Genomic DNA, 18,807 nt, shown 5'->3' with positions numbered 1-18,807 from the left:
GGGAGCCGGCGTCCGGCTTGCTCGCCCGCGCGGGCCTGAGCCTCCACTCAGTCGTGGTGCGGCCGCGCCTGGCGGCGGAGGCGGCGGCGTCCGGCTTGTCTGCCCGCGCGGCGCGGGCCTGAGTCGGCGCTCAGTTGCTGAACAGGCGGAAGACCGCGTCGCGGGCCACCAGGAAGCCGGCGATGCCGAGGACCCAGCCGGTGGCGCTGGCGGCGTGCCGTTCCATCCACTTGCTCATCCGCCGCAGCAGGGGCTCGACCCGCTCGCGGGCGGCGGTCCGCAGCGCCAGCAGGACCAGGGCGGGCAGGACCATCACCGCGCAGTAGCCGGCGAGCAGCACCGGTACCAGTGTGCCGTCCAGGTCGGAGGTGGTCATCATGCCGATCGCGCCCAGGTACGGCAGCATCGTGGCCACCTCTGCGACCGCGGCGATCAGCGCCAGCCCCACGAGCCAGCCGGGCGAGCCGGAGCCGCTCATCACCCGCTCCTGCCACCGGGCGACCGGGCCGGACCCGCGCTTCCGCTGGCGCTTGGAGTCGAAGCGGAAGCTGAGCGCGAAAAGCCCCACGCCGATGCCGAGCTGGATCCAGAGCGCGACCGGATGGTCGAGGCTGCCGCCGACCGCGTCCGCGAGCGGCGTGGCGCCGAGCACGAGCAGGATGCCGACGACGAAGTAGAAGCCGGCCACCGTCGCGAGGTAGCCGAGGAGCCGCCCCGGCCGCAGCGGCACCGACACCAGCATCAGCCAGATCGGGATGAAGAGCGTGCCGATGCTCGTGCTGTCGATCAGGGCGAGGCCGGCGAGGGAGAGCAGGAGTTCGGCGCTCATGCCTTCACGCTATGCGCGGGAGTGCGCCGTCCCGTCCGCCCGCGCGACGAAATGCGCGTACATCCTTCGGCGGACGCTGTCGACCTGGGCTACCGCGACGTCCGCCGTGGTCCCGACCGCACGCACGGACCCGACCCGGCTAGGGCGGGGGGAGCGCGGAGCGGACGTCGAGGCCGAGCGCCTCGGCGAGTACGGCCGCCTGCTCGGGGTCGATGATGGCCTGCCGCAGCGTGGCGGCCAGCGGGTCGAGTGTGGAGAGGTCGGAGCCGCGCAGGTCGGCCCGGGTCAGGTCGGCGCGGTGCAGTTGGGCGCCGGCGAGGTCGGTGTGGCGGAGCGTCGCGTCGGCACAGCGGGCGCCGGTGAGGTCGGCCTCGCGCATGCGTACGCCCACGATGGTCGACTTGCTCAGGTCGGCACCGGGGAGCCCGACGAACGACCAGTCGCCCCCGGTCACCTTCAGCAGGCCGAACGAGCACCGGTCGAAGAGGCTGCCGACCAGCTTGCAGCCGGTGAAGGTGGCGTCGAAGAACGAGCAGTTGGTGAAGGTGCAGTTGACGAACGCGGCGTCGGTGTGCGCGGAGGCGTTGAAGCGGCAGTCGCTGAAGACGCACTCGGTGAACGAGGCGCCCTGGTCGACCACCTCGGTGAGGTCGACGTCGTGGAACGCGACCCGCGCGTGCTCCTGCCCGGAGATGTCGTCGCACGCCCAGTCTTCGTGCCGCACCTCGGACTCGGTCGGCGGCGCGGAGGCGCCGTACCTGCGCTCAGCCATGATCAGTCACCCTAGCGCCGGCCGCGCCGGGGCGTGCACCGGTGGCGGCCGCCCGTCACGCCCCGCCCGGGCGCACACCGGGGTCGGCGGCGGCGGGCCGCGACGCCGGGGCGGGGGGCGCACCGGCCCGGGGGAGCCGCCCGTCGAGGTACCGCAGGATGGCGGCGATCGCCAGCGCGAGCACCAGGACGAAGCCGACGTTGCGCAGCGCCACCGGATAGCCGAGGTCGCCGACGTCGAGGAACGGGTACGGGTACCAGCCGGTGACGGCGCCGCGGACCAGCGTGTACGCGACCCAGGCGGCCGGCCACGCGAACGCCGCGCCCACGACCCACCAGGTGATCCGCGGCCGAGGTCCGAAGAGCAGCCAGCCCAGCAGCGTCCAACATGGACAGAAGAAGTGGAACGCCGCGTTCAGCCACACCTCGATGCCCTCGAGCGAACGGTTGCCGGCGAGCACCGTCGCGTACACGATGCCGGTGATCGTGATGCCCAGCAGCCCGTCCAGCCGCAGGACCCGCCACCACCGGCCGTCCCGGGCGGGGACGGCGGCGAGCGTGGCCGCGGCGGCGAGCACGAGCAGGTTGCTCTGGATGGTGAAGTAGCTGAACATGTTGACGACTCGCGTACCGGTGCCGGTGGGCTCCCCGCCGGCGGCCGCGTTGATGTCGGTGTCGCCGCGGAGCACGAGCACGAGCTGGATGACGAAGGCGGCCGCGACGACCGCGAACAGGACGAAGTGCCAGATACGAGCAGCCCGAGCACTAAGCACAAATGGAACATATCAGGCACCGGTTGCGGAAGTCGCCTGATGTGGCACGACGGCGGGCACCTCCGCCGGCTCGGGCTGACTCCGGGCGCACCGGCTCACCGGCCGGCGCGCTCCGGCGAGCTCTCGTCGCGTCCCACGTACTCCCGGGCCAGCGCGACGAGCGCCTTCGGGTCGTCGGCGTAGAAGCGCACCTCGTTCACCGGCTCGTCCGGTCCCTTGGGGACGGTCAGCGCGAGCGGCCGGCGGAGGACGACGTCGACGTTGGTCTGGCTTCCCGTGGCGAGGTGCAGGAGCAGGCGGTCGCCGGCCCGCTCGACCTCCACGCGACGGCTGGAGGCGAGCCCTCGGTAGCGGTGGCCGACCGAGGCGACCGCGTCCCACGGGATCGTCACGTCGACGAAGAGGCCGTCGCGGACCCGGATCCCCGCCGCGCCCACGAGGTGCGGGCTGGTCAGCAGCGCGCCGAGCGCGCCGATCATCCAGATGAGGCCGTAGACGCCGGCGACGAGCACGATGTAGCGCACCACCGGCCACGGCACCAGCCGGCTGATGACGAAGTCGAAGATGGGGATCTCCAGCGCGGAGAGGACGATGAAGACCGCGAAGATCGGCTTGACCGGGCCCCCGTGCCCGAAGGCCGCGTCGCCGGGCGCCATCTCGCGGGGGCGCCGGGCGATCCAGCGAAACAGCCCGCGCCACATCGCCGCCTCGTAGGCGGTCGCCCGCCGCAGCAGGCTCATCGCCGGCGGTACACGGTCAGGGCCAGCGGCGCGAAGATCGCCACGAAGCCGGCCATCCAGAGCACCGTCCACAGCACCGGCCGGGCGACCGGCCCGCCGAGCATCAGCCCGCGCATCGCGTCCATGAGGTGCCCGACCGGGTTCACCTGGACGAAGGCGCGCAGCCAGCCCGGCATCGTCTCCGGCTGGACGAAGATGTTGCTGGCGAAGGCGAGCGGGAAGGCGACCAGCGCGCCCAGCCCCTGCACGCCCTGTGGGTCCTTCAGGAGCAGGCCGAGCAGCACCCAGACCCAGGACATCGCCATCGCGAACGCCACCGCCAGCCCGCACGCCGCCAGCACCGACCAGGCGTTGGTCTCGAAGCGGAAGCCGAGCAGCGCGCCGAAGCCGATGAGCGCGGCGATGGCCACCACCTGGCGTACGAGGTCGCCGCCGATCGCGCCGACCAGTGGCGCCGAGCGGGCCATCGGCAGGCTGCGGAAGCGGTCGAAGACGCCCTGCCGCAGGTCCTGGTTGAGCGCGACGCCGACGCCCATCGTGGCGAGCAGCGTCATCAGGCCGATCATGCCGGGCAGCACGTACTGGAGGTAGTCGCGCGTGCTGCCGTCGATCGCGCCGCCGAAGACGTACACGAAGAGGACCAGGAAGACCGCCGGGCCGAGCACCACGTCGGCCAGTACCAGCGGGTTGCGGCGGATCTTCACCACGCCGCGCCAGGAGAGGGTCAGATACTGGTTCACTGTCGCGGTCATGCCGCCTTCCCTTCCGGTACGGCCGCCAGCGTCGCCGAGTGGCCGGTCAGCGCGAGGAACACGTCGTCGAGGCTGGGCAGGCGGAGGGCGAGCTCGGCCATCTCGATGCCGGCCTCGTCGACGCGCCACACGATCGCCGGCATGATCGACGCGTCGGCGAGCGGGACGCTGAGCGTGCCGGCGGCGGGATCGCGCACCGGCTCGACCCCGACCATGCCCTCCACGATGGACGCCGCCCGGTCGAGGTGAGCCGGGTCGGCGACCCGCACCTCCAGCGTCTGCCGGCCGGAGCGGCGCTTCAGCTCGCTCGGCGTGCCCCGGGCCACGACCCGCCCGTGGTCGAAGACCACGACGGCGTCGGCGAGGTTGTCGGCCTCCTCCAGGTACTGCGTGGTGAGCAGGACCGTCGTCCCCTGGGCGACCAGGTCGCGCACGGTCGCCCACATCTCGCCGCGCCGGGCCGGATCGAGGCCGGCGGTCGGCTCGTCCAGGAAGAGCACGCGCGGGCGGCCGACGAGGCTGGCGGCCAGGTCGAGGCGGCGCCGCATGCCGCCGGAGAACGTGCGCACCGCCCGCCCGGCCACGTCCGCCAGCCCGAACTCGGCCAGCAGCTCGTCCGCCCGCCGCCGCGCCTCCGCCCGTCGCAGCCCGAGGATGCGCCCCAGCATCGTGAGGTTGTGGTGGGCGGTCAGCTCGTCGTCGACCGACGCGTACTGCCCGGTGAGCCCGATCGCCTCGCGCACGCGGTGGGCCTCGCGGCGCACGTCGTACCCCCCGACGAGGGCGGTGCCGGCGTCCGGCCGGAGCAGCGTGGCGAGGACGCGCACGGCGGTGGTCTTGCCAGCCCCGTTTGGGCCGAGGACGCCGAGCACGGTGCCGGCCGGGACGGCGAGATCGACGCCGTCGAGGGCGGTCACCGCGCCGAAGCGTTTGACCAGGCCGGTGGCTTCTATCGCGTACGGCATGCGCTCCTCCTTTTTGCGTTGCAGTCGCAACGTAACACGCATGCCGTTGCGGTTGCAATGTGAAAAGATGGGGGCATGCCGAAGGTGGTCGACCACAACGAGCGCCGCACGCGCATCGCGGAGGCGCTCATGCGCGTGGCGGGGGAGCGCGGTCTGGAAGCGGTGAGCCTGCGCCACGTCGCCGCCGAGGCGGGCGTGACGTCCGGCATGGTGCAGCACTACTTCCGCACCAAGGACGAGATGATGAGGTTCGCCATCGAGGTGGTGCGGGAGCGGGGCGAGGCCCGGCTCGCCGAGGCCACCGCCCGGCTCGGCCCCGACCCGACCCCCCGCGCGCTGCTCCGCACGATCGTGGCCGAGCTGCTCCCCGTCGACGAGCCGCGCCGTGTGGACGGCCGCGTGACGCTCGCGTTCTTCGCCTACACCGCCGTGCGTCCCGAGGTGGCGAAGGCGTTGCGTGCCGACACCGCCACCATGGTCGGCGGTGTGGCGGAGCAGATCCGGGCCGGTGGTCCCCGCCCGGGCGTCGATCCGGAGCTGGCGGCGGTCGCCCTGCTCGCGTTGATGGAGGGCCTGGGCATCTACCTGCTCGGTGGCCACTACACCGCGGAGATGGCGCTCGCGGCGCTCGACGCCCATCTGGACACGATCTTCGCGTAGAGCGTTTTACCGCTCCCCGCGTGGGCATTCGGCGGCATGCTCGGGTTCTTCCTGGAGGGGTACGGCTGGCTGCCCAACCGCCGCCGGCGTGCGGATGGCGCCCCGGCCCGGGTCGGCGTGCCCGGGCAGCGCGTGGTGGCCCTCTGCGGCCCGGGCGCGGCACGCTTCTTCTACGAGGAGCGCGGCATCCACCGCCACGGCGCGATCCCCGGGCCGGTGATGGACACGCTCTTCGGCCGCGGCGGCGTACACAGCCTGGACGGCGTGGACCACCGGCTGCGCAAGGCGATGTTCCTCAAGGTGCTCAACGGCGACGGCGCGGGCCTGCTGGAGCGGCACGCCGCCGAAGCCTGGGACGCCGCCGCCGAGACCTGGGCCACGCGTGACCGGATCGTGCTCTTCGACGAGGCGAGCCGGGTACTCGCCCGCACGGTGGCGCCGTGGGCCGGCGTACGGGTCGCGGAGTCCGAAGTGGATGGTCTCGCCGCCGACCTGGTGTCCATGGTGGACGGCTTCGGCTCGCTGGGGCCACGGCACTGGCGGGCCCGGCGCGCCCGGGCCCGCCGCGAGCGGTGGCTCACCGACCTCGTGACGCGGGCGCGTGGCCCCGGCGTCGCCCCCGCCGGCACCGCGCTGGCCGCGGTCGCTGAGCACGAGGACGCCGACGGCACCGTGCTGGACGCCCGCGTGGCCGCGGTCGAGCTGCTCAACGTCCTGCGCCCGACGGTGGCGGTGTGCTGGTTCGTCGCGTTCACCGCGCACGCGCTGCACCGGTGGCCCGGACACCGCGACCGGCTGCGCGACGCCGATCCCGCGTACGCCGAGGCGTTCGCCCACGAGGTGCGGCGCTTCTACCCGTTCGCTCCCTTCGTCGGCGGCCGCGCCGTCCGCGACCTGGAGTGGGACGGGTACCGCATCCCGGAGGGCTCGCTGGTGCTGCTTGACCTGTACGGCCAGAACCACCACCCGCTGCTCTGGCCCGACCCGTACGGCTTCGCCCCGGGCCGCTTCCTGGAGCGGCGCGTCGGCCCGTACGAGCTGGTGCCGCAGGGCGGGGGCGACCCGACGACCGGCCACCGCTGCCCCGGCGAGACGCTGACGGTCGCGCTGCTGCGTACCCTGCTGCCGCGACTGGCCCGCCTGGAGTACGACGTGCCGCCGCAGGACCTGGCGATCCCGCTGCGCCGGGTCCCCACGCGCCCGGCCAGCGGCGTCGTACTCGAAGGGGTCCGTGTGCCGGGCCGCTGACCGGCCGTGGTGCGAAGATTCATATTCTCTGGGACGATTCCGGATGTGAACGCCGTTGCCGCCGGATCCGTCACCCGATGCCTCGCCGGCTTCGTCGGGGTGGCGCTCGCGCTGGTGGCGATCGTGATGTTCGTCCCCAGCCGGGAGACGCGGCCGGTCGCGTCGACCGAGTGGGCACCGAGCGGGTTCACGGCCGTCGACACCGTCACGCTCGACGGCGACCGCACGCTGCGGCTGTGGGTGAGCCCGTCCGGCTGGTGGGTGCAGAGCCTGGTGGGCGGCGAGCATGAGGGGGCGGTCGGCGCGGCCACCTCCCGTCACCGGTACACGGCGAGTGTCGTCCTCGACGGCCTGGTCGGCATCGTGCCGGTGCCCACCACCGCCCCGGTGGAGCCGGTGCGCTCCGTGTCGGTGCGCGCCGAGTCGGGCGGCACCGCGCTGCGCGCGACCGTCCACGACCGTGTCTTCCTGCTGCCGGGCTGGATCGCCCCGGAGTCGGCGCGGGCGGTGCTGGTGACGCCGTACGGCGCGGACGGCCAGCCGCTCGCCGACGAGGTGCCGGTGACGATCGCCGGCCGTTGACGCCGGGCCTCTCGACCTGCTTCGAACCGACAGCGGGAAGCTCGCGGTTGCTCCTTGACAAGATTTCTTTTCCGGACAACACTCTTGTCCATGGAGGCAGTGGCGTCGGTGGCCGACCTGGAGACACTCCAGGCGTTGGCCCACCCCATCCGGCTGCGCATCCTCGGCGCCCTGCGCGCCCCCGCGTCGCCGGCCGTGGTCGCGCGCGGCCTCGACGAGCCCCGGCAAAAGGTCAACTACCACGTCAAGGAGCTGGAGCGGGTCGGGCTGGTCCGGCGCGTGGGGGAGCGGCGCGCGGGCAACCTCGTGGAGAGCCTCTACGAGGCGGTCGCCGCCACGTTCGTCGTCTCGCCCCGCGTCGCCTGGACCGACCCTCGGCGCACCGGCGCGCTCGCCGACCAGGTGGCGCTGGAGACGCTGGTCGCCACCGGCGAGCGGCTCCAGCGGGCGGCGGCGCTGCTGCTCGACCGGGCGGCCTTCGACGGGGAGCAGATCGCCAGCGCGGCGGTCGAGGCCGAGGTGCGGCTGGCCGGCGAGGCGCAGCGGACGGCCTTTCTCAGTGAATACGTGGCGGCGGTCGGACCGCTGCTGAGGAAGTACGGCGACCGGGACGGCGAGCCCTACCGCGTGGTCCTCGCCGTCCACCCCGACCCGTCGCCGGGATCGGTGACAACGGAGCCGCAGGAGGAGACATGAGCGAGCAGTACGCGCGGTACGAGAAGACGTTCACGCTGGCGGTGCCCGTCGACAAGGCGTGGCAGGCGTTCACCGACCCGAAGCTGATCGAGGTCTGGCTGACCGGCACGGTCGAGCAGGCCGACGTGCGGCCGGGCGGGCAGATCAGCTGGACGCCCGACGAGTACGGCCAACTGGTGTGGGACATCGTCGAGGCCGAGCCGGGCGAGAAGCTGACCTACCGGGAGGGCCCGGGCATCCTCCCGGTCACCACCGAGGTCACGGTCACGTTCGAGGAGGCCGAGGCGGGCACGCGCCTCACGATCACGCAGTCCGGCTTCGGCGAGGGCGTCGACTGGCAGGCGAAGATCGACGGCGTGGGTCTCGGCTGGGCGCAGACGCTCGCCACGCTCGACCTGTACCTGCGCACCGGCGTGCGACTCGACCGCTTCTTCACGTTCCGCTCCGACCTCGGCTTCGAGGCCGACGACGTGCTGGCCGGCCCGCTGGTGCGTACGGTGGCCGACGGCTCGTTCGCGGCCCGCGCCGGCGTCGAGCCCGGCGACATCGTGGTGCGGCTCGGCGACGCCCCCGTCTTCGGCCGCTCCGACCTGTGGCTCTTCACGCGCGAGCACGAGGCCGGCGAGGAGGTGGAGGTCGCCTATGCCCGCGCCGGCGAGATCCACACTGGACGGGCGCCCCTCGACCCGCCCTTCCCTTCGGAGGGCTAGGGCCTGTCTGGTGGATCTTTGCGGGGCTGCGGCGGGCCCAGACGACGACCGACCGCACCGGACGAAAGACCACATACAACACCGGTATGCGACCTTCCGCCCGGCACGCCCGGACGCCGCCTGGGCTCGCCTCGCATCCATAAGATCCACCAGACAGACCCTAGCGGCTTTCACCGCGCGCCGCCCTCGGGCCTGGTCGCTTCGAAGAGGGCTATGTCGGGGACGTATCCCCTTCAAACCGACCGCAAAGGGCTGTGTCCCCGACAACGCCCGCGCACCCCGCCAGGTCCGGCGCGGCGGGCCCACCGGACCCGGCAGCCACGCCACGGGCCGCGTGTGCGGGGTTGGGCGCGTCGGTGCGCCCAGCTCGACAGCTTCTCCAACACACGACACCAGGTCCGAACGCGGCCTGGCCTTCCGCAGCCAGACGACCTCGATGCCGGACCGTACGCGGTGCTCGGGGTCAGCCCGTGCGCCAGGGCACCACGCGGTGCACCGCGGCGAGCGTCAGCGCGGTCACGCCCGCGGTGACGCCGGCGATGCTCGCGGCCGCGCCCGCGTACGCGGTCAGCAGCGTGCGGCGGCCGACCTCGTCGACCGGCGTGGTCGCCACGCCGTCGGTCCACCAGAAGGCGGCGGCGGAGACCGCGACGAGTACCACGGAGGTGATCACCAGGAGCGCGACGGCGAGTGGATGGGCGTCGTCGCTCTTCACCCGCGCGTCCCGCCCTTGCGCCAGCACCAGGAGCAGTCCGGCCAGGGCGGCGCAACCGCCGACGACGAGCATCGCGCCGGCCACGTCGCTGGGGCGGTGCCAGCCGAGCGACATGGTGGCGATGCCGGCGACGGCGGCGTATCCGGCCCCGACGACCGCCGCGACGCCCCGCATCCGGGGTGGCAGCACGAGGACGAGCGCGATCACCACGGACATCGCGACGGTGGCGTGGCCGCTCGGGAAGCTGTTGCCGGCCGCCGCCCGCTCCGGGTCGATGCCGAACTCCGGCCGGTACAGCCCGTGCTTGAGCACCTGTGTCACCACGTTGGCGGTGGCCACGAAGGCGGTCACCACCAGCGTCAGCAGCACGCGTCCGCGGGCCAGCGCGATCACCGCCACCACGATGGTCGCGACGGCGAGCGACGCGAGCGACACGGCGTTGAGCACGGTGGTGGCGAGGCCGTCGACGCGGTCTTGGCCGATGGCGTTGCCCTCCAGGGCCACGGTGTCGAGCAGTTGTCCCCGCTCGCCGCGGACGAAGAACCGCCACAGCGCCACCACGCAGACCGCCTCGGCGAGGCCGAGTAGCGTCAGCCATGCGGCGGGGAAGGTCACGCCCGCCTCGCGGGCCTTGGCCCGTGCCCCGACCGTCGTCGTCACGGGCACTTCTTTCCCCGAGTCCGTCACGTTTCAACCCCAGCCCGCGCTCGCCGTGATCGATAAGGCTAGCGGTCAGGTCATCCGGTTCCGGTGAAGAAACGAACCACGCGCCGGTAAATCGTTTGCCGGGTCAGCGAGGGCCTGGATAGCCTGGAGGGGATGTGATCCACAGGCACCCCGTCCCGCCCGCGTCCGAGGCACTGCCCGGCGGGCGAAAGCGTCTATTCCGCGGTGGTGTCCCATGTCCCGTCATCCTCTGGTCGCCCATGACCTCGTCCGCGCGTTCGGCGCACGCCCGGTGCTCGACGGCGTGTCCCTCGTCGCCGCGCCCGGCCACCGCATCGGCCTGATCGGCGAGAACGGCACGGGCAAGTCGACCCTCCTGCGCCTGCTCGCCGGCGCGGACGAGCCGGACAGTGGCAGCGTCGTCCGCCCGCCCGACCTGGGCTACCTCCACCAGGAGATGCCCTTCGACCTCGGCGCGACAGTCGCCGACGTGGTGGACGACGCGCTGCGCGAGGCCCACGACGTACTCGCCGCGCTGGACCGGCTCACCGCCGCGCTCGCCGCCACGCCCGAGGCGGCGCCGGGCTACTCCGATCTGCTCACCGAGTACGGCGAGCGGCTCGACCGGGCACAGGAGACCGACGCCTGGGACGCCGACCGCCGCGCCCGGCTGGTGCTGGACGGGCTGGGCCTGGGCGACATCGGGTACGACCGCACGCTCGGCTCGATCTCCGGCGGCCAGCGTGGCCGGCTGGCGCTCGGCGCGTTGCTGATCCGCCGCCCCTCGGCGCTGCTGCTCGACGAGCCGACCAACCACCTCGACGACGCGGCCGCCGCCTTCCTGGAGGAGCAACTGCGCGGGCTGCCCGGCGTGGTCGTGCTGGCCAGCCACGACCGTACGCTGCTCGACGCGGTCTGCACCGACCTCGTCGACCTCGACCCCGCCGTGGACGGCCCGACCCGCTACGGCGGCAACTACACCGCCTACCAGGCGGAGAAGCAGGCCGAGCGGGAGCGCTGGCAGCGCCGCTTCGCCGAGGAGCAGGAGGAGCTGCGTGGCTTGCGCCACGCGGTCGCCGTCACCGCACACCAGGTCGCGAAGGGTCGCCCGCCGCGGGACAACGAGAAGATGGGGTACGACGCGACGGGCGCCCGAGTCGAGCACCAGGTTTCCCGCCGGGTGCGAAACTTCGCCCGCCGCCTCCACGAGCTGGAGCGCGACCAGGTGCGCAAGCCGCCCGAGCCGCTGCGGTTCCGGGCCAGCCGGCTGGCCAGCACGGTCGCCGAGGGGCTGCTGGTCTCCGTACGCGACCTGCGCGTGCCCGGCCGCCTCGCGCTCGACCGCCTCGACATCCCGGCCACCGACCGGCTGCTGGTCACCGGTCCCAACGGCGCCGGCAAGTCCACGCTGCTCGCGGTGCTCGCCGGCGGGATCGAGGGTAGCGGCGAGGTGCGCCGGCGGCGCGGGCTGCGGGTCGGCCTGCTCACCCAGGACACCGTGTTCGCGCGGCCGGACCGGACGGCGCGGCAGACGTACGAGCTGGCGCTGGGCCCGGAGCGGGCGGAGTCAGTACCGCTGCGGTCGCTCGGCCTGCTCGCCCCGCGCGACGCCGCGCGGGCGGTGGGGGAGCTGTCGGTGGGGCAGCGGCGCCGCCTGGCGCTGGCCCTGCTGGTCGCCGACCCGCCGGAGCTGCTGCTGCTCGACGAGCCGACCAACCACCTCTCGCCCCGCCTCTGCGACGAGCTGGAGGAGGCGCTGGGCACCGGTCCCGGCGCGGTGGTGGTCGCCAGCCACGACCGCTGGCTGCGGGCGCGCTGGCCGGGCCGGCAGGTGGCGGTCGGCGGCGTGGCCCAGCCGCGGGGCGCGGCGTAGCGCGGGGGGCGCGTTCAGTCGCGCCCCTGCCCGGTCGCGCTCCGGATCGCCTATCCGCAGTGCCAGCCGGTCGGGGGGCAGATCCTGAAGAGACACACCGCGAGGTAGTGTGCGGGCGCTCGCCGGAGCGAGCGCCCGCGACCTCCTAGAACGTGCTCATGCCCGCGCCGAACGGGTACAGCGGGTTGCCGTAGTTGGTCGGCACCGGCTGCCCCGCGTCGATCCGGGCCCGGATCTCGTTGCGCTGGGCGGCGGTGGCGCCGAGGTCGTACGGCAGGTCCCAGTGCTCGTTGGCGTCGGCGAGCACGTCGCTACCGCCGGGCCGGAGCACCTGGTCGAGGCTGCGCGGCAGTTGCCACGGGAGCTTGCCCCTCGGCTGGTAGTCGCCGAAGAGCAGCGCGGCGGCCGCCGGCCCCATCTCCTCGCCGCCGCGGTACGTCACGACCACCGCGCTGGCGAGCGTGTGCCACTCGGTGATCACGTACGGCCGCGGCATGACCAGCAGGACGACGACCGGGATGCCCTGCCGCTGGAAGTTCTGGATCACGGCGAGCTGGTCCGGCGGCAGGTACGGCTGCTCCTTCACCCAGTTGGTGCCGTGCGTGTACGACGACTCGCCGACCGCCACCACCGCGAGCTTCGGCGACGGGCCGCTGTCCTGGTACACGTTGACGCCGGCCCGCGCGGCCCGCGTACGGATCGCGTCGAGGAAGTTCTGCGAGCCGTACTCCTGGTGGAAGAAGCTGGTCCACACGCAGCACGCGCCGCCGTCCGTGGCGCGCGGTCCGGCCACGACGATGTTGTCGCCGGCGTTGAGGCGTACCGGCAGCACGCCCGTGTTGCGCAGTAGCGTCGTCGACTCCCGCGCCGCCTGGTTGGCGAGCGCGGCGTACTGCGGCGTGTGCTGGCGGTACGGGCCGTTGACCGGGTCGCCGTACGGGTTCTCGAAGAGGCCGAGCTGGAACTTCAGCCGCAGCACGCGCCGCACCGCGTCGTCGATCCGGGCGGCCGGCACGCCGGCGGTGAACGTGCCGATGCTGTATCCGGGGGCGCCCGGGTCGGCCCCGCCCATCACGTCCGACCCGGCCCGCGCCGCGCCGACCCACGAGCCGGAGGGGAGCCAGTCGGTGGTGATGAGGCCGGTGTAGCCGAGGTTCTGCCGGAGGTAGGTGAGGATCGGCGCGCTGTCGCCGGCCCCCGGCCCGCCCGGGTCGAGGAAGGAGCTGCCCGCGTATCCCGGCATGATGTTGACCGCCCCGGCCTCGATCGCCGCCCGGAACGGGATCATGTGGTACTTGATGGTGACGCCGTCGAAGACGATCAGCGCCTCGCCGCCCGCGCCCTCACCGGGCCAGTGCTTGACCGTGGCGAGCACCGACCGAGGGTTGAGCTCAGGACCGCCCTGCAGGCCGGCGACCAGCGCCCGCACCTGGGCGGCCGCCACCTCGGCGCTCTCCCCGTTGCCCTCCTGGATCCGCGGGTAGATGACCTTGGTGCCCACCTCGGCGAGCGGGCCGAGCACGCCGCGCGTACCGACCTCGAGCTGCTCGCGCCGCTGCATGTCGCCGAGCCGGTAGTCCAGCGGGTAGTTGCGGGCCGCGGCCAGCGCGCTCTGCGTGGGGTACGTCGTCTTGTACCCGTGGATCGTGTCGCCCGCCGAGATGAACGGGATGCCCAGCCTGGTGCCGCTGGACCGGATCAGGTTGGCGTGCAGGTCCTGCGCGTCGGCCGGCCCGAAGTGCCAGCCGGACTGCGCGAACGCCTGCGCGTTGTAGAACATCTGGTACGCCTTCTCCTCGAGCGTCATCCGCCCGAGCAGGTCGTTGACCCGCGACTCGACCGGCAGCCGCCAGTCCTCGTACGGCTCGATGGTGCCGTTGCGGTTGGCGTCGCGGGCGCCGTTGACGGTCCCGACGCCGTCGGAGACGGTCTCCAGCGTCGGCACGTACAGGCTGAACTGCCGGATGTTCGACGTGGCGACGGTGCCGCCCGAGCCGTTGACCGCGACCACGTACCACTTGTAGGTCCACCGGTCGGCGATGTCCCACGTCGGCGTGTAGCTGGTGCCGGTCGGCTCGGCGACCTTCGTGTAGAGGTCGACGAGGTTGCCGGTGGCGGCGAAGTCGTAGTCGGTGCGGCTGACGTTGAGCCACACCTGGTAGCGGGCCGCGCCACCGACGGCGGCCCAGGAGAGCGGGGGCCGGCGCGTGTTCGTGACCATCGCCCCGTTGGCCGGCGCGCTCAGCTGGAACTGGCCGGTCGTGCCCGGCGGGCGGGTCGGCCCGGACAGCAGCGGGGGAGTGGTCGCCTGGTTGTCCACGGAGCCGAAGACCTGGAGCTCCCAGAGCGAGTAGCCGTAGCCGGTGGCGCGTGCCGTACCGGTAAGGCGGAGGTAACGCCCGCTGCCGCTGACGGTGAGCCGCTCGGTGCCGCCGCGCCCGGCGGTGGTCGCGTAGATCTGGGTCCAGGTGGTGCCGTTGGTCGAGGTCTCGATCCGGTACGCGGTCGCGTACGCCGCCTCCCAGGCGAGCGTGACCCCGGTGATGGTGGCCGCCCCGCCCAGGTCCACCTGGATCCACTGTGGATCGCCGAACTGGCTGGACCACCGGGTCGTCATGCGGCCGTCGAGCGCCGCCGCGGGCGCGTTGCCCCCCTCCCACGAGGAGGCGGTCACGGTCTTGAACTCCGAGATGGGTGTCCCACCGGCGGGCGGCGGGCTGGTCGGTGGCGTCGTGGGGGCGCCGCCGATCGTGCCGAAGACCTGAAACTCCCAGAGCGAGTAGCCGTAGCCGGTCGCCCGCGCGGTGCCGTACACGCGCACGTACCGTCCGTTTCCGGTGACCGCGAGCGTCTGCGTGCCGCCGGTGCCCGCGGTCGTGCCGTGGATCTGGGTCCAGGTGGTGCCGTTGGTCGAGGTCTCGATCCGGAACGCGGTCGCGTACGCCGCCTCCCAGCTCAGGATCACCTGGTCGATCGCGGCGGTCTGGCCCAGGTCGACCTGTATCCACTGTGGATCGCTGAACTGGCTGGACCACCGCGTGCCGGGGTTGCCGTCGACCGCGAACGCGGCGGCCAGCCCGTCGCCTTCGATGGACGAGGCGGCGGCCGGGCGGCCCTGGGACAGGAGCGCGCCGGCCGCGCCGGCCCCCTGCGCGAGGGCGACCGCGCCGAGCAGGCCGGCGAGGACCACGGTCAGGGCCGCGGCGAGGGCTCTGCGTGGTCGTGCGCGGACATGGGTGAACTGCGACATGACACCTCCAGGCGTCGGGCGATGGTGAACGCACCGCCCGAGGCGGACCCGCGAAGGGCCGCCACAGCGCCGAAGAGGCGGTTTCTGGGAATCAGAGTCATCGACATCCCTCCACGCGTCAAGGACCGGTTTTCCGTAAGGCGCTCGACGCCGCGCTCGTCGCCGACCCGCACGCGGACATCGAGACCGGGCTCAGCCGGGGCGGGTTGTGGCCGGCCTCTCGATCGCCGCCGGGGCGCTGGCCGCCGGCGTGGCGCTGCTCGGCCCGGCCGGCACCGGCCCCGGCGACCGATCCGAGGTTTCAGGTCAAGGGCACGGGGTAGGGGTACATCAGGTACAGCATGTCCAAATAGGACTATGGACCGCACATCCGTTCAATCACAAAGTTCGTGAAATAAATTGATGAAGTTCTCTTGATTGCTGCAATGTGGGGCAATAGGCTACGGGCAAGAGCCACGCCAGGCAGCCGGTCGAGGAGCGATCCGGGTCTCGTGGAGACCGATCGCCGAGGGCTACCACAAGGGCACGGGGGCGCTGACGTGCGCCCCGCGACGGCCCCGCCGCTGCACTGACGCACAGCCGCCCGGCAGTCCAGCCGGGATGGGCTGACCTTCCGGTGGTGTGCCCGCGGCACGCTTGTCGCGCGCGTGATCCGCGGGCCACCGCCCCCGGAGGGGCCGCACCGCGTCGGATGCGCGGATGCGGTCGTGGGACCTGCCGGGGAGTCCGCACGCGACCCCACAAGGAGTATTCGCATGCACGTCAACCGTCGGTTGCGCCGTGGCCTCGCTCTGGCTTCGGCGTTCACGTTGATGGCGGCCGCGGTCGCCGTCGGCACCGGCTCGGCCAGCGCGCTGGAACGGGTCGACAACCCCTACGAAGGCGCTCAGGTCTACGTCAACCCCGAGTGGTCCGCGCAGGCCGCGGCGAACGGCGGCGCGGCGATCGCCGACCAGCCCACCGCGATCTGGCTGGACCGGATCGCGGCGATCGAGTCCGGCTCCGCCGGGTCCAACACCATGGGCCTGCGGGACCACCTCGACGAGGCGCTCTCCCAGGGCGCCGACCTGATCCAGGTGGTCATCTACAACCTGCCCGGCCGCGACTGCGCCGCGCTCGCCTCCAACGGCGAGCTGGCCGCGGACGAGCTGGCGCGGTACGAGACCGAGTACATCGACGTGATCGCCGGCATCCTGGGCGACCCGGCCTACGCCGGCCTGCGGATCGTCACGATCATCGAGATCGACTCGCTGCCCAACCTGGTGACGAACGTCAGCCCGCGCGAGACCGCCACGCCCGAGTGTGACGAGATGAAGGCGAACGGCAACTACGTCGAGGGCGTCGGCTACGCCCTGGCGCGGCTCGGCGCGATCGAGAACGTCTACAACTACATCGACGCCGGTCACCACGGCTGGCTCGGCTGGGACGACAACTTCCAGGCCTCGGCCGACGTGTTCCTCCAGGCCGCCAACGCCAACGGCGCCACGCCGGCGGACGTGCACGGCTTCATCACCAACACCGCCAACTACGGCGTGCTCGAAGAGCCCTTCTTCGACGCGGACACCGTGGTCGGCGGCAGGCCGGTGCGCGAGGGCACGGAGTGGGTCGACTGGAACCGGTACGTGGACGAGCTGTCGTACGCCCAGGCGTACCGTGACCTGCTCGCCGGGATGGCGTTCGACGACAACCTCGGCATGCTGATCGACACCTCGCGCAACGGCTGGGGCGGCCCGGACCGGCCCACCGCGGCGAGCACCTCGACCGACCCGAACACGTTCGTCGACGAGTCCCGTACCGACCGCCGGATCCACCTCGGCAACTGGTGCAACCAGGCCGGCGCGGGCATCGGCGAGCGGCCGACCGTGGCGCCGGAGCCGGGCATCGACGCGTACGTGTGGATCAAGCCGCCGGGCGAGTCGGACGGCTCCAGCCGGGAGATCCCGAACGACGAGGGCAAGGGCTTCGACCGGATGTGCGACCCCACGTACGAGGGGAACCCGCGCAACCAGCACAACATGTCGGGCGCCCTGCCGGACGCGCCGATCTCGGGCCACTGGTTCCAGGCCCAGTTCGACGAGCTGATCGCGAACGCGTACCCGCCGCTGTGAACCGTGGAGGGGCGCCCCACCGGGGGCGCCCCTCCGCTCAGCGTCCCTGAAGGGCGCGGACGTTGTCGCCGAAGGTCCAGTTGCGCGAGCCGTCCCAGTTGATCGACCAGGTCATCAGCCCTTTGAGCTGGCCAGAGTGCGCGTTCCACGCCTGGCTCACCAGGCTCGGTGACATGTAGCCGCCGCCGGCGCCGACCTGGGCGGGCAGGCCCGGCACCTGCTTGTCGTACGGGACCCGGATCGTGGTGCCCTGGATGACCAGCCCGCTGTTGAGGCAGTTGGTCTGCACGGTGAAGCCCTGCACGGTCCCGGCGGGGTACGAGTCGCCGTTGCAGCCGTACATGCTGCCGTTGTAGTACTGCATGTTGAGCCACCACAGCCGGCCGTTGTCCGCGTACTTCTTGATGATCGGCAGGTACGCGCCCCAGATCGACCCGTAGACCACGCTGCCGCCGGTCACGTACGCGGTCTCCGGCGCCATCGTGAGCCCGAAGTTCGCCGGCATCTGGGCGAGCACGCCGTCGATGATGCGGATCAGGTTGGCCTGCGAGGTGGAGAGCTGGTTGATGTTGCCGCTGCCGGTGAGCCCGGTCTCGATGTCGATGTCGATGCCGTCGAAGTTGTACCGCTTGAGGATCGGCACGATGGTCGCGACGAACCGGTCGGCCACGGTGGACGAGGAGAGGTCGATGCCGGCGGTCGCGCCGCCGATCGACATCAGGATCGTGAGACCGGCGGCCTTGGCCGCGCACATCTCCGCCGGCGTGGCCACCTTGACCGTCGAGTCCATGCCGTCCTCCCACAGCACGGTGCCGTCGGAGCGGATCACCGGGAAGGCCGCGTTGATCACGTTGTAGCCGTGCTGGCGGATCCGTGCGTCGGTGATCGGGATCCAGCCCAGCGGCGGGTGCACGCCGTTGACGGCGCCGTCCCAGTTCTCCCAGTAGCCGTGCAGCACCTTCCCCGCGGGCCGGGACTTGACCGCGCAGGTCGTGCCGGTCGGCGCCGGTGTGGTGGGGGTGGGGGACGCGGACGGCGTGCGGGTCGGCGTGGGCGACGCGGAGGGCGTCCGCGTGGGAGTGGGGGAGGCCGACGGGGTACGGGTCGGCGGCGGCTGGCCGTCGCAGGCGCCGAGGTCCCGCCAGAGCGAGGGGGTGGCCGCCGGGTTCCAGCCGGCGCCGGGGTGCGCGGTGTGCGTGACCAGCGCCTGGTAGAGGCGGAGACTGTAGACCACCTGGGCGCCGGCCGGGTACGTGTTGCCCTCGGCCCACGCCGGCGCGTTGCAGACCACGAGGAGTTGGGGCGCCGCCCCGACGTTCGGCGCGAGGCCGATCCCGGCGACAACCGCCGCCGCCACCCCTGTCACCAGGGCCGACACCAAACGCCGAGCGCCCATGAGAACCCCAATCATCGTCGATTGGGCAGGAAGCTTATCAGTTAACTTTCTTCATAGTAAGAGACCGGTCCGC

14 protein-coding genes and 2 pseudogenes are annotated in these 18,807 nt (G+C 72.7%); 7 read left to right on the top strand and 9 right to left on the bottom strand.

What is annotated here, in order from left to right; genetic code table 11:
• Window positions 1–130 precede the first annotated feature (130 nt).
• From ACFFIA_RS07315 to ACFFIA_RS07290, 6 genes are all read right to left on the bottom strand, one after another.
• Complete coding sequence (locus tag ACFFIA_RS07315) at window positions 131–829, bottom strand: GAP family protein (RefSeq protein WP_377247421.1); 699 nt, start codon at window positions 827–829, stop codon at window positions 131–133.
• Between the two features lie 139 nt (window positions 830–968).
• On the bottom strand, window positions 969–1,601 hold the full coding sequence (locus ACFFIA_RS07310) for a pentapeptide repeat-containing protein (protein WP_377247418.1): 633 nt from the start codon (window positions 1,599–1,601) through the stop codon (window positions 969–971).
• Between the two features lie 55 nt (window positions 1,602–1,656).
• A complete protein-coding gene (locus ACFFIA_RS07305; RefSeq protein ID WP_377247415.1) occupies window positions 1,657–2,373 on the bottom strand; it encodes a Pr6Pr family membrane protein in 717 nt (238 codons plus the stop codon).
• A gap of 95 nt (window positions 2,374–2,468) precedes the next feature.
• A complete protein-coding gene (locus tag ACFFIA_RS07300; protein ID WP_377247412.1) occupies window positions 2,469–3,113 on the bottom strand; it encodes a hypothetical protein in 645 nt (214 codons plus the stop codon).
• Window positions 3,110–3,865, bottom strand: a complete 756-nt coding sequence (locus ACFFIA_RS07295) for an ABC transporter permease (RefSeq protein ID WP_377247409.1) — start codon at window positions 3,863–3,865, stop codon at window positions 3,110–3,112. Before ACFFIA_RS07295 ends, ACFFIA_RS07300 begins: the two co-directional genes overlap by 4 nt.
• On the bottom strand, window positions 3,862–4,830 hold the full coding sequence (locus ACFFIA_RS07290) for an ATP-binding cassette domain-containing protein (protein ID WP_377247406.1): 969 nt from the start codon (window positions 4,828–4,830) through the stop codon (window positions 3,862–3,864). The genes ACFFIA_RS07295 and ACFFIA_RS07290 overlap by 4 nt, the downstream gene beginning before the upstream one ends.
• A gap of 75 nt (window positions 4,831–4,905) precedes the next feature.
• On the opposite strand from ACFFIA_RS07290, the gene ACFFIA_RS07285 reads away from it, so the two are divergent.
• The 5 genes from ACFFIA_RS07285 (at window position 4,906) to ACFFIA_RS07265 (ending at window position 8,726) form a co-directional block, all read left to right on the top strand.
• Entirely contained in the window at window positions 4,906–5,490 is a 585-nt protein-coding gene (locus ACFFIA_RS07285) for a TetR/AcrR family transcriptional regulator (protein WP_377247403.1), read from the top strand.
• A 36-nt stretch (window positions 5,491–5,526) separates the two neighbouring features.
• Window positions 5,527–6,738, top strand: coding sequence for a cytochrome P450 (locus tag ACFFIA_RS07280; protein ID WP_377247400.1), 1,212 nt, complete (start codon window positions 5,527–5,529; stop codon window positions 6,736–6,738).
• A 45-nt stretch (window positions 6,739–6,783) separates the two neighbouring features.
• Complete coding sequence (locus tag ACFFIA_RS07275) at window positions 6,784–7,320, top strand: hypothetical protein (protein ID WP_377247397.1); 537 nt, start codon at window positions 6,784–6,786, stop codon at window positions 7,318–7,320.
• A gap of 90 nt (window positions 7,321–7,410) precedes the next feature.
• Window positions 7,411–8,016, top strand: coding sequence for a winged helix-turn-helix domain-containing protein (locus ACFFIA_RS07270; protein ID WP_377247394.1), 606 nt, complete (start codon window positions 7,411–7,413; stop codon window positions 8,014–8,016).
• Window positions 8,013–8,726 carry an SRPBCC domain-containing protein gene (locus ACFFIA_RS07265; protein ID WP_377247391.1) on the top strand — a complete coding sequence of 238 codons (714 nt, stop codon included), beginning with the start codon at window positions 8,013–8,015 and terminating at the stop codon, window positions 8,724–8,726. The genes ACFFIA_RS07270 and ACFFIA_RS07265 overlap by 4 nt, the downstream gene beginning before the upstream one ends.
• Before the next feature lie 463 nt (window positions 8,727–9,189).
• Here ACFFIA_RS07265 and ACFFIA_RS07260 read toward each other — a convergent pair whose 3' ends face one another.
• On the bottom strand, window positions 9,190–10,101 hold the full coding sequence (locus tag ACFFIA_RS07260; RefSeq protein ID WP_446686960.1) for a phosphatase PAP2 family protein: 912 nt from the start codon (window positions 10,099–10,101) through the stop codon (window positions 9,190–9,192).
• 241 nt (window positions 10,102–10,342) lie between these two features.
• On the opposite strand from ACFFIA_RS07260, the gene ACFFIA_RS07255 reads away from it, so the two are divergent.
• Window positions 10,343–11,980, top strand: a complete 1,638-nt coding sequence (locus ACFFIA_RS07255; RefSeq protein ID WP_377247388.1) for an ABC-F family ATP-binding cassette domain-containing protein — start codon at window positions 10,343–10,345, stop codon at window positions 11,978–11,980.
• Between the two features lie 145 nt (window positions 11,981–12,125).
• On the opposite strand, the pseudogene ACFFIA_RS07250 reads toward ACFFIA_RS07255, so the two are convergent.
• A pseudogene (locus tag ACFFIA_RS07250) lies at window positions 12,126–15,264 on the bottom strand (discoidin domain-containing protein).
• Window positions 15,265–16,090: 826 nt separating this feature from the next.
• Between ACFFIA_RS07250 and ACFFIA_RS07245 the strand changes: the two are divergent.
• A pseudogene (locus ACFFIA_RS07245) lies at window positions 16,091–17,338 on the top strand (glycoside hydrolase family 6 protein); the annotation flags it as partial.
• A gap of 37 nt (window positions 17,339–17,375) precedes the next feature.
• Here ACFFIA_RS07245 and ACFFIA_RS07240 read toward each other — a convergent pair.
• A complete protein-coding gene (locus ACFFIA_RS07240) occupies window positions 17,376–18,734 on the bottom strand; it encodes a glycosyl hydrolase family 18 protein (protein ID WP_377247382.1) in 1,359 nt (452 codons plus the stop codon).
• Between the last annotated feature and the right edge of the window lie 73 nt (window positions 18,735–18,807).

Origin of the sequence: Phytohabitans kaempferiae, from assembly GCF_042433955.1 — a bacterium.
Classification (GTDB): Bacteria; Actinomycetota; Actinomycetes; order Mycobacteriales; family Micromonosporaceae; genus Phytohabitans; species Phytohabitans kaempferiae.
The sequence above is the reverse complement of the archived record's forward strand: the minus strand, read 5'-3'. Positions and strand labels throughout refer to the sequence as shown.

Excerpts from the sequence above, each read along its gene's own strand:
- ACFFIA_RS07315 (WP_377247421.1), bottom strand. The coding sequence starts at position 829 with ATGAGCGCCGAACTCCTGCTCTCCCTCGCCGGCCTCGCCCTGATCGAC.
- ACFFIA_RS07310 (WP_377247418.1), bottom strand. The coding sequence starts at position 1,601 with ATGGCTGAGCGCAGGTACGGCGCCTCCGCGCCGCCGACCGAGTCCGAG.
- ACFFIA_RS07300 (WP_377247412.1), bottom strand. The coding sequence starts at position 3,113 with ATGAGCCTGCTGCGGCGGGCGACCGCCTACGAGGCGGCGATGTGGCGC.
- ACFFIA_RS07295 (WP_377247409.1), bottom strand. The coding sequence starts at position 3,865 with ATGACCGCGACAGTGAACCAGTATCTGACCCTCTCCTGGCGCGGCGTG.
- ACFFIA_RS07290 (WP_377247406.1), bottom strand. The coding sequence starts at position 4,830 with ATGCCGTACGCGATAGAAGCCACCGGCCTGGTCAAACGCTTCGGCGCG.
- ACFFIA_RS07285 (WP_377247403.1), top strand. The coding sequence starts at position 4,906 with ATGCCGAAGGTGGTCGACCACAACGAGCGCCGCACGCGCATCGCGGAG.
- ACFFIA_RS07280 (WP_377247400.1), top strand. The coding sequence starts at position 5,527 with ATGCTCGGGTTCTTCCTGGAGGGGTACGGCTGGCTGCCCAACCGCCGC.
- ACFFIA_RS07270 (WP_377247394.1), top strand. The coding sequence starts at position 7,411 with ATGGAGGCAGTGGCGTCGGTGGCCGACCTGGAGACACTCCAGGCGTTG.
- ACFFIA_RS07265 (WP_377247391.1), top strand. The coding sequence starts at position 8,013 with ATGAGCGAGCAGTACGCGCGGTACGAGAAGACGTTCACGCTGGCGGTG.
- ACFFIA_RS07255 (WP_377247388.1), top strand. The coding sequence starts at position 10,343 with ATGTCCCGTCATCCTCTGGTCGCCCATGACCTCGTCCGCGCGTTCGGC.
- ACFFIA_RS07240 (WP_377247382.1), bottom strand. The coding sequence starts at position 18,734 with ATGGGCGCTCGGCGTTTGGTGTCGGCCCTGGTGACAGGGGTGGCGGCG.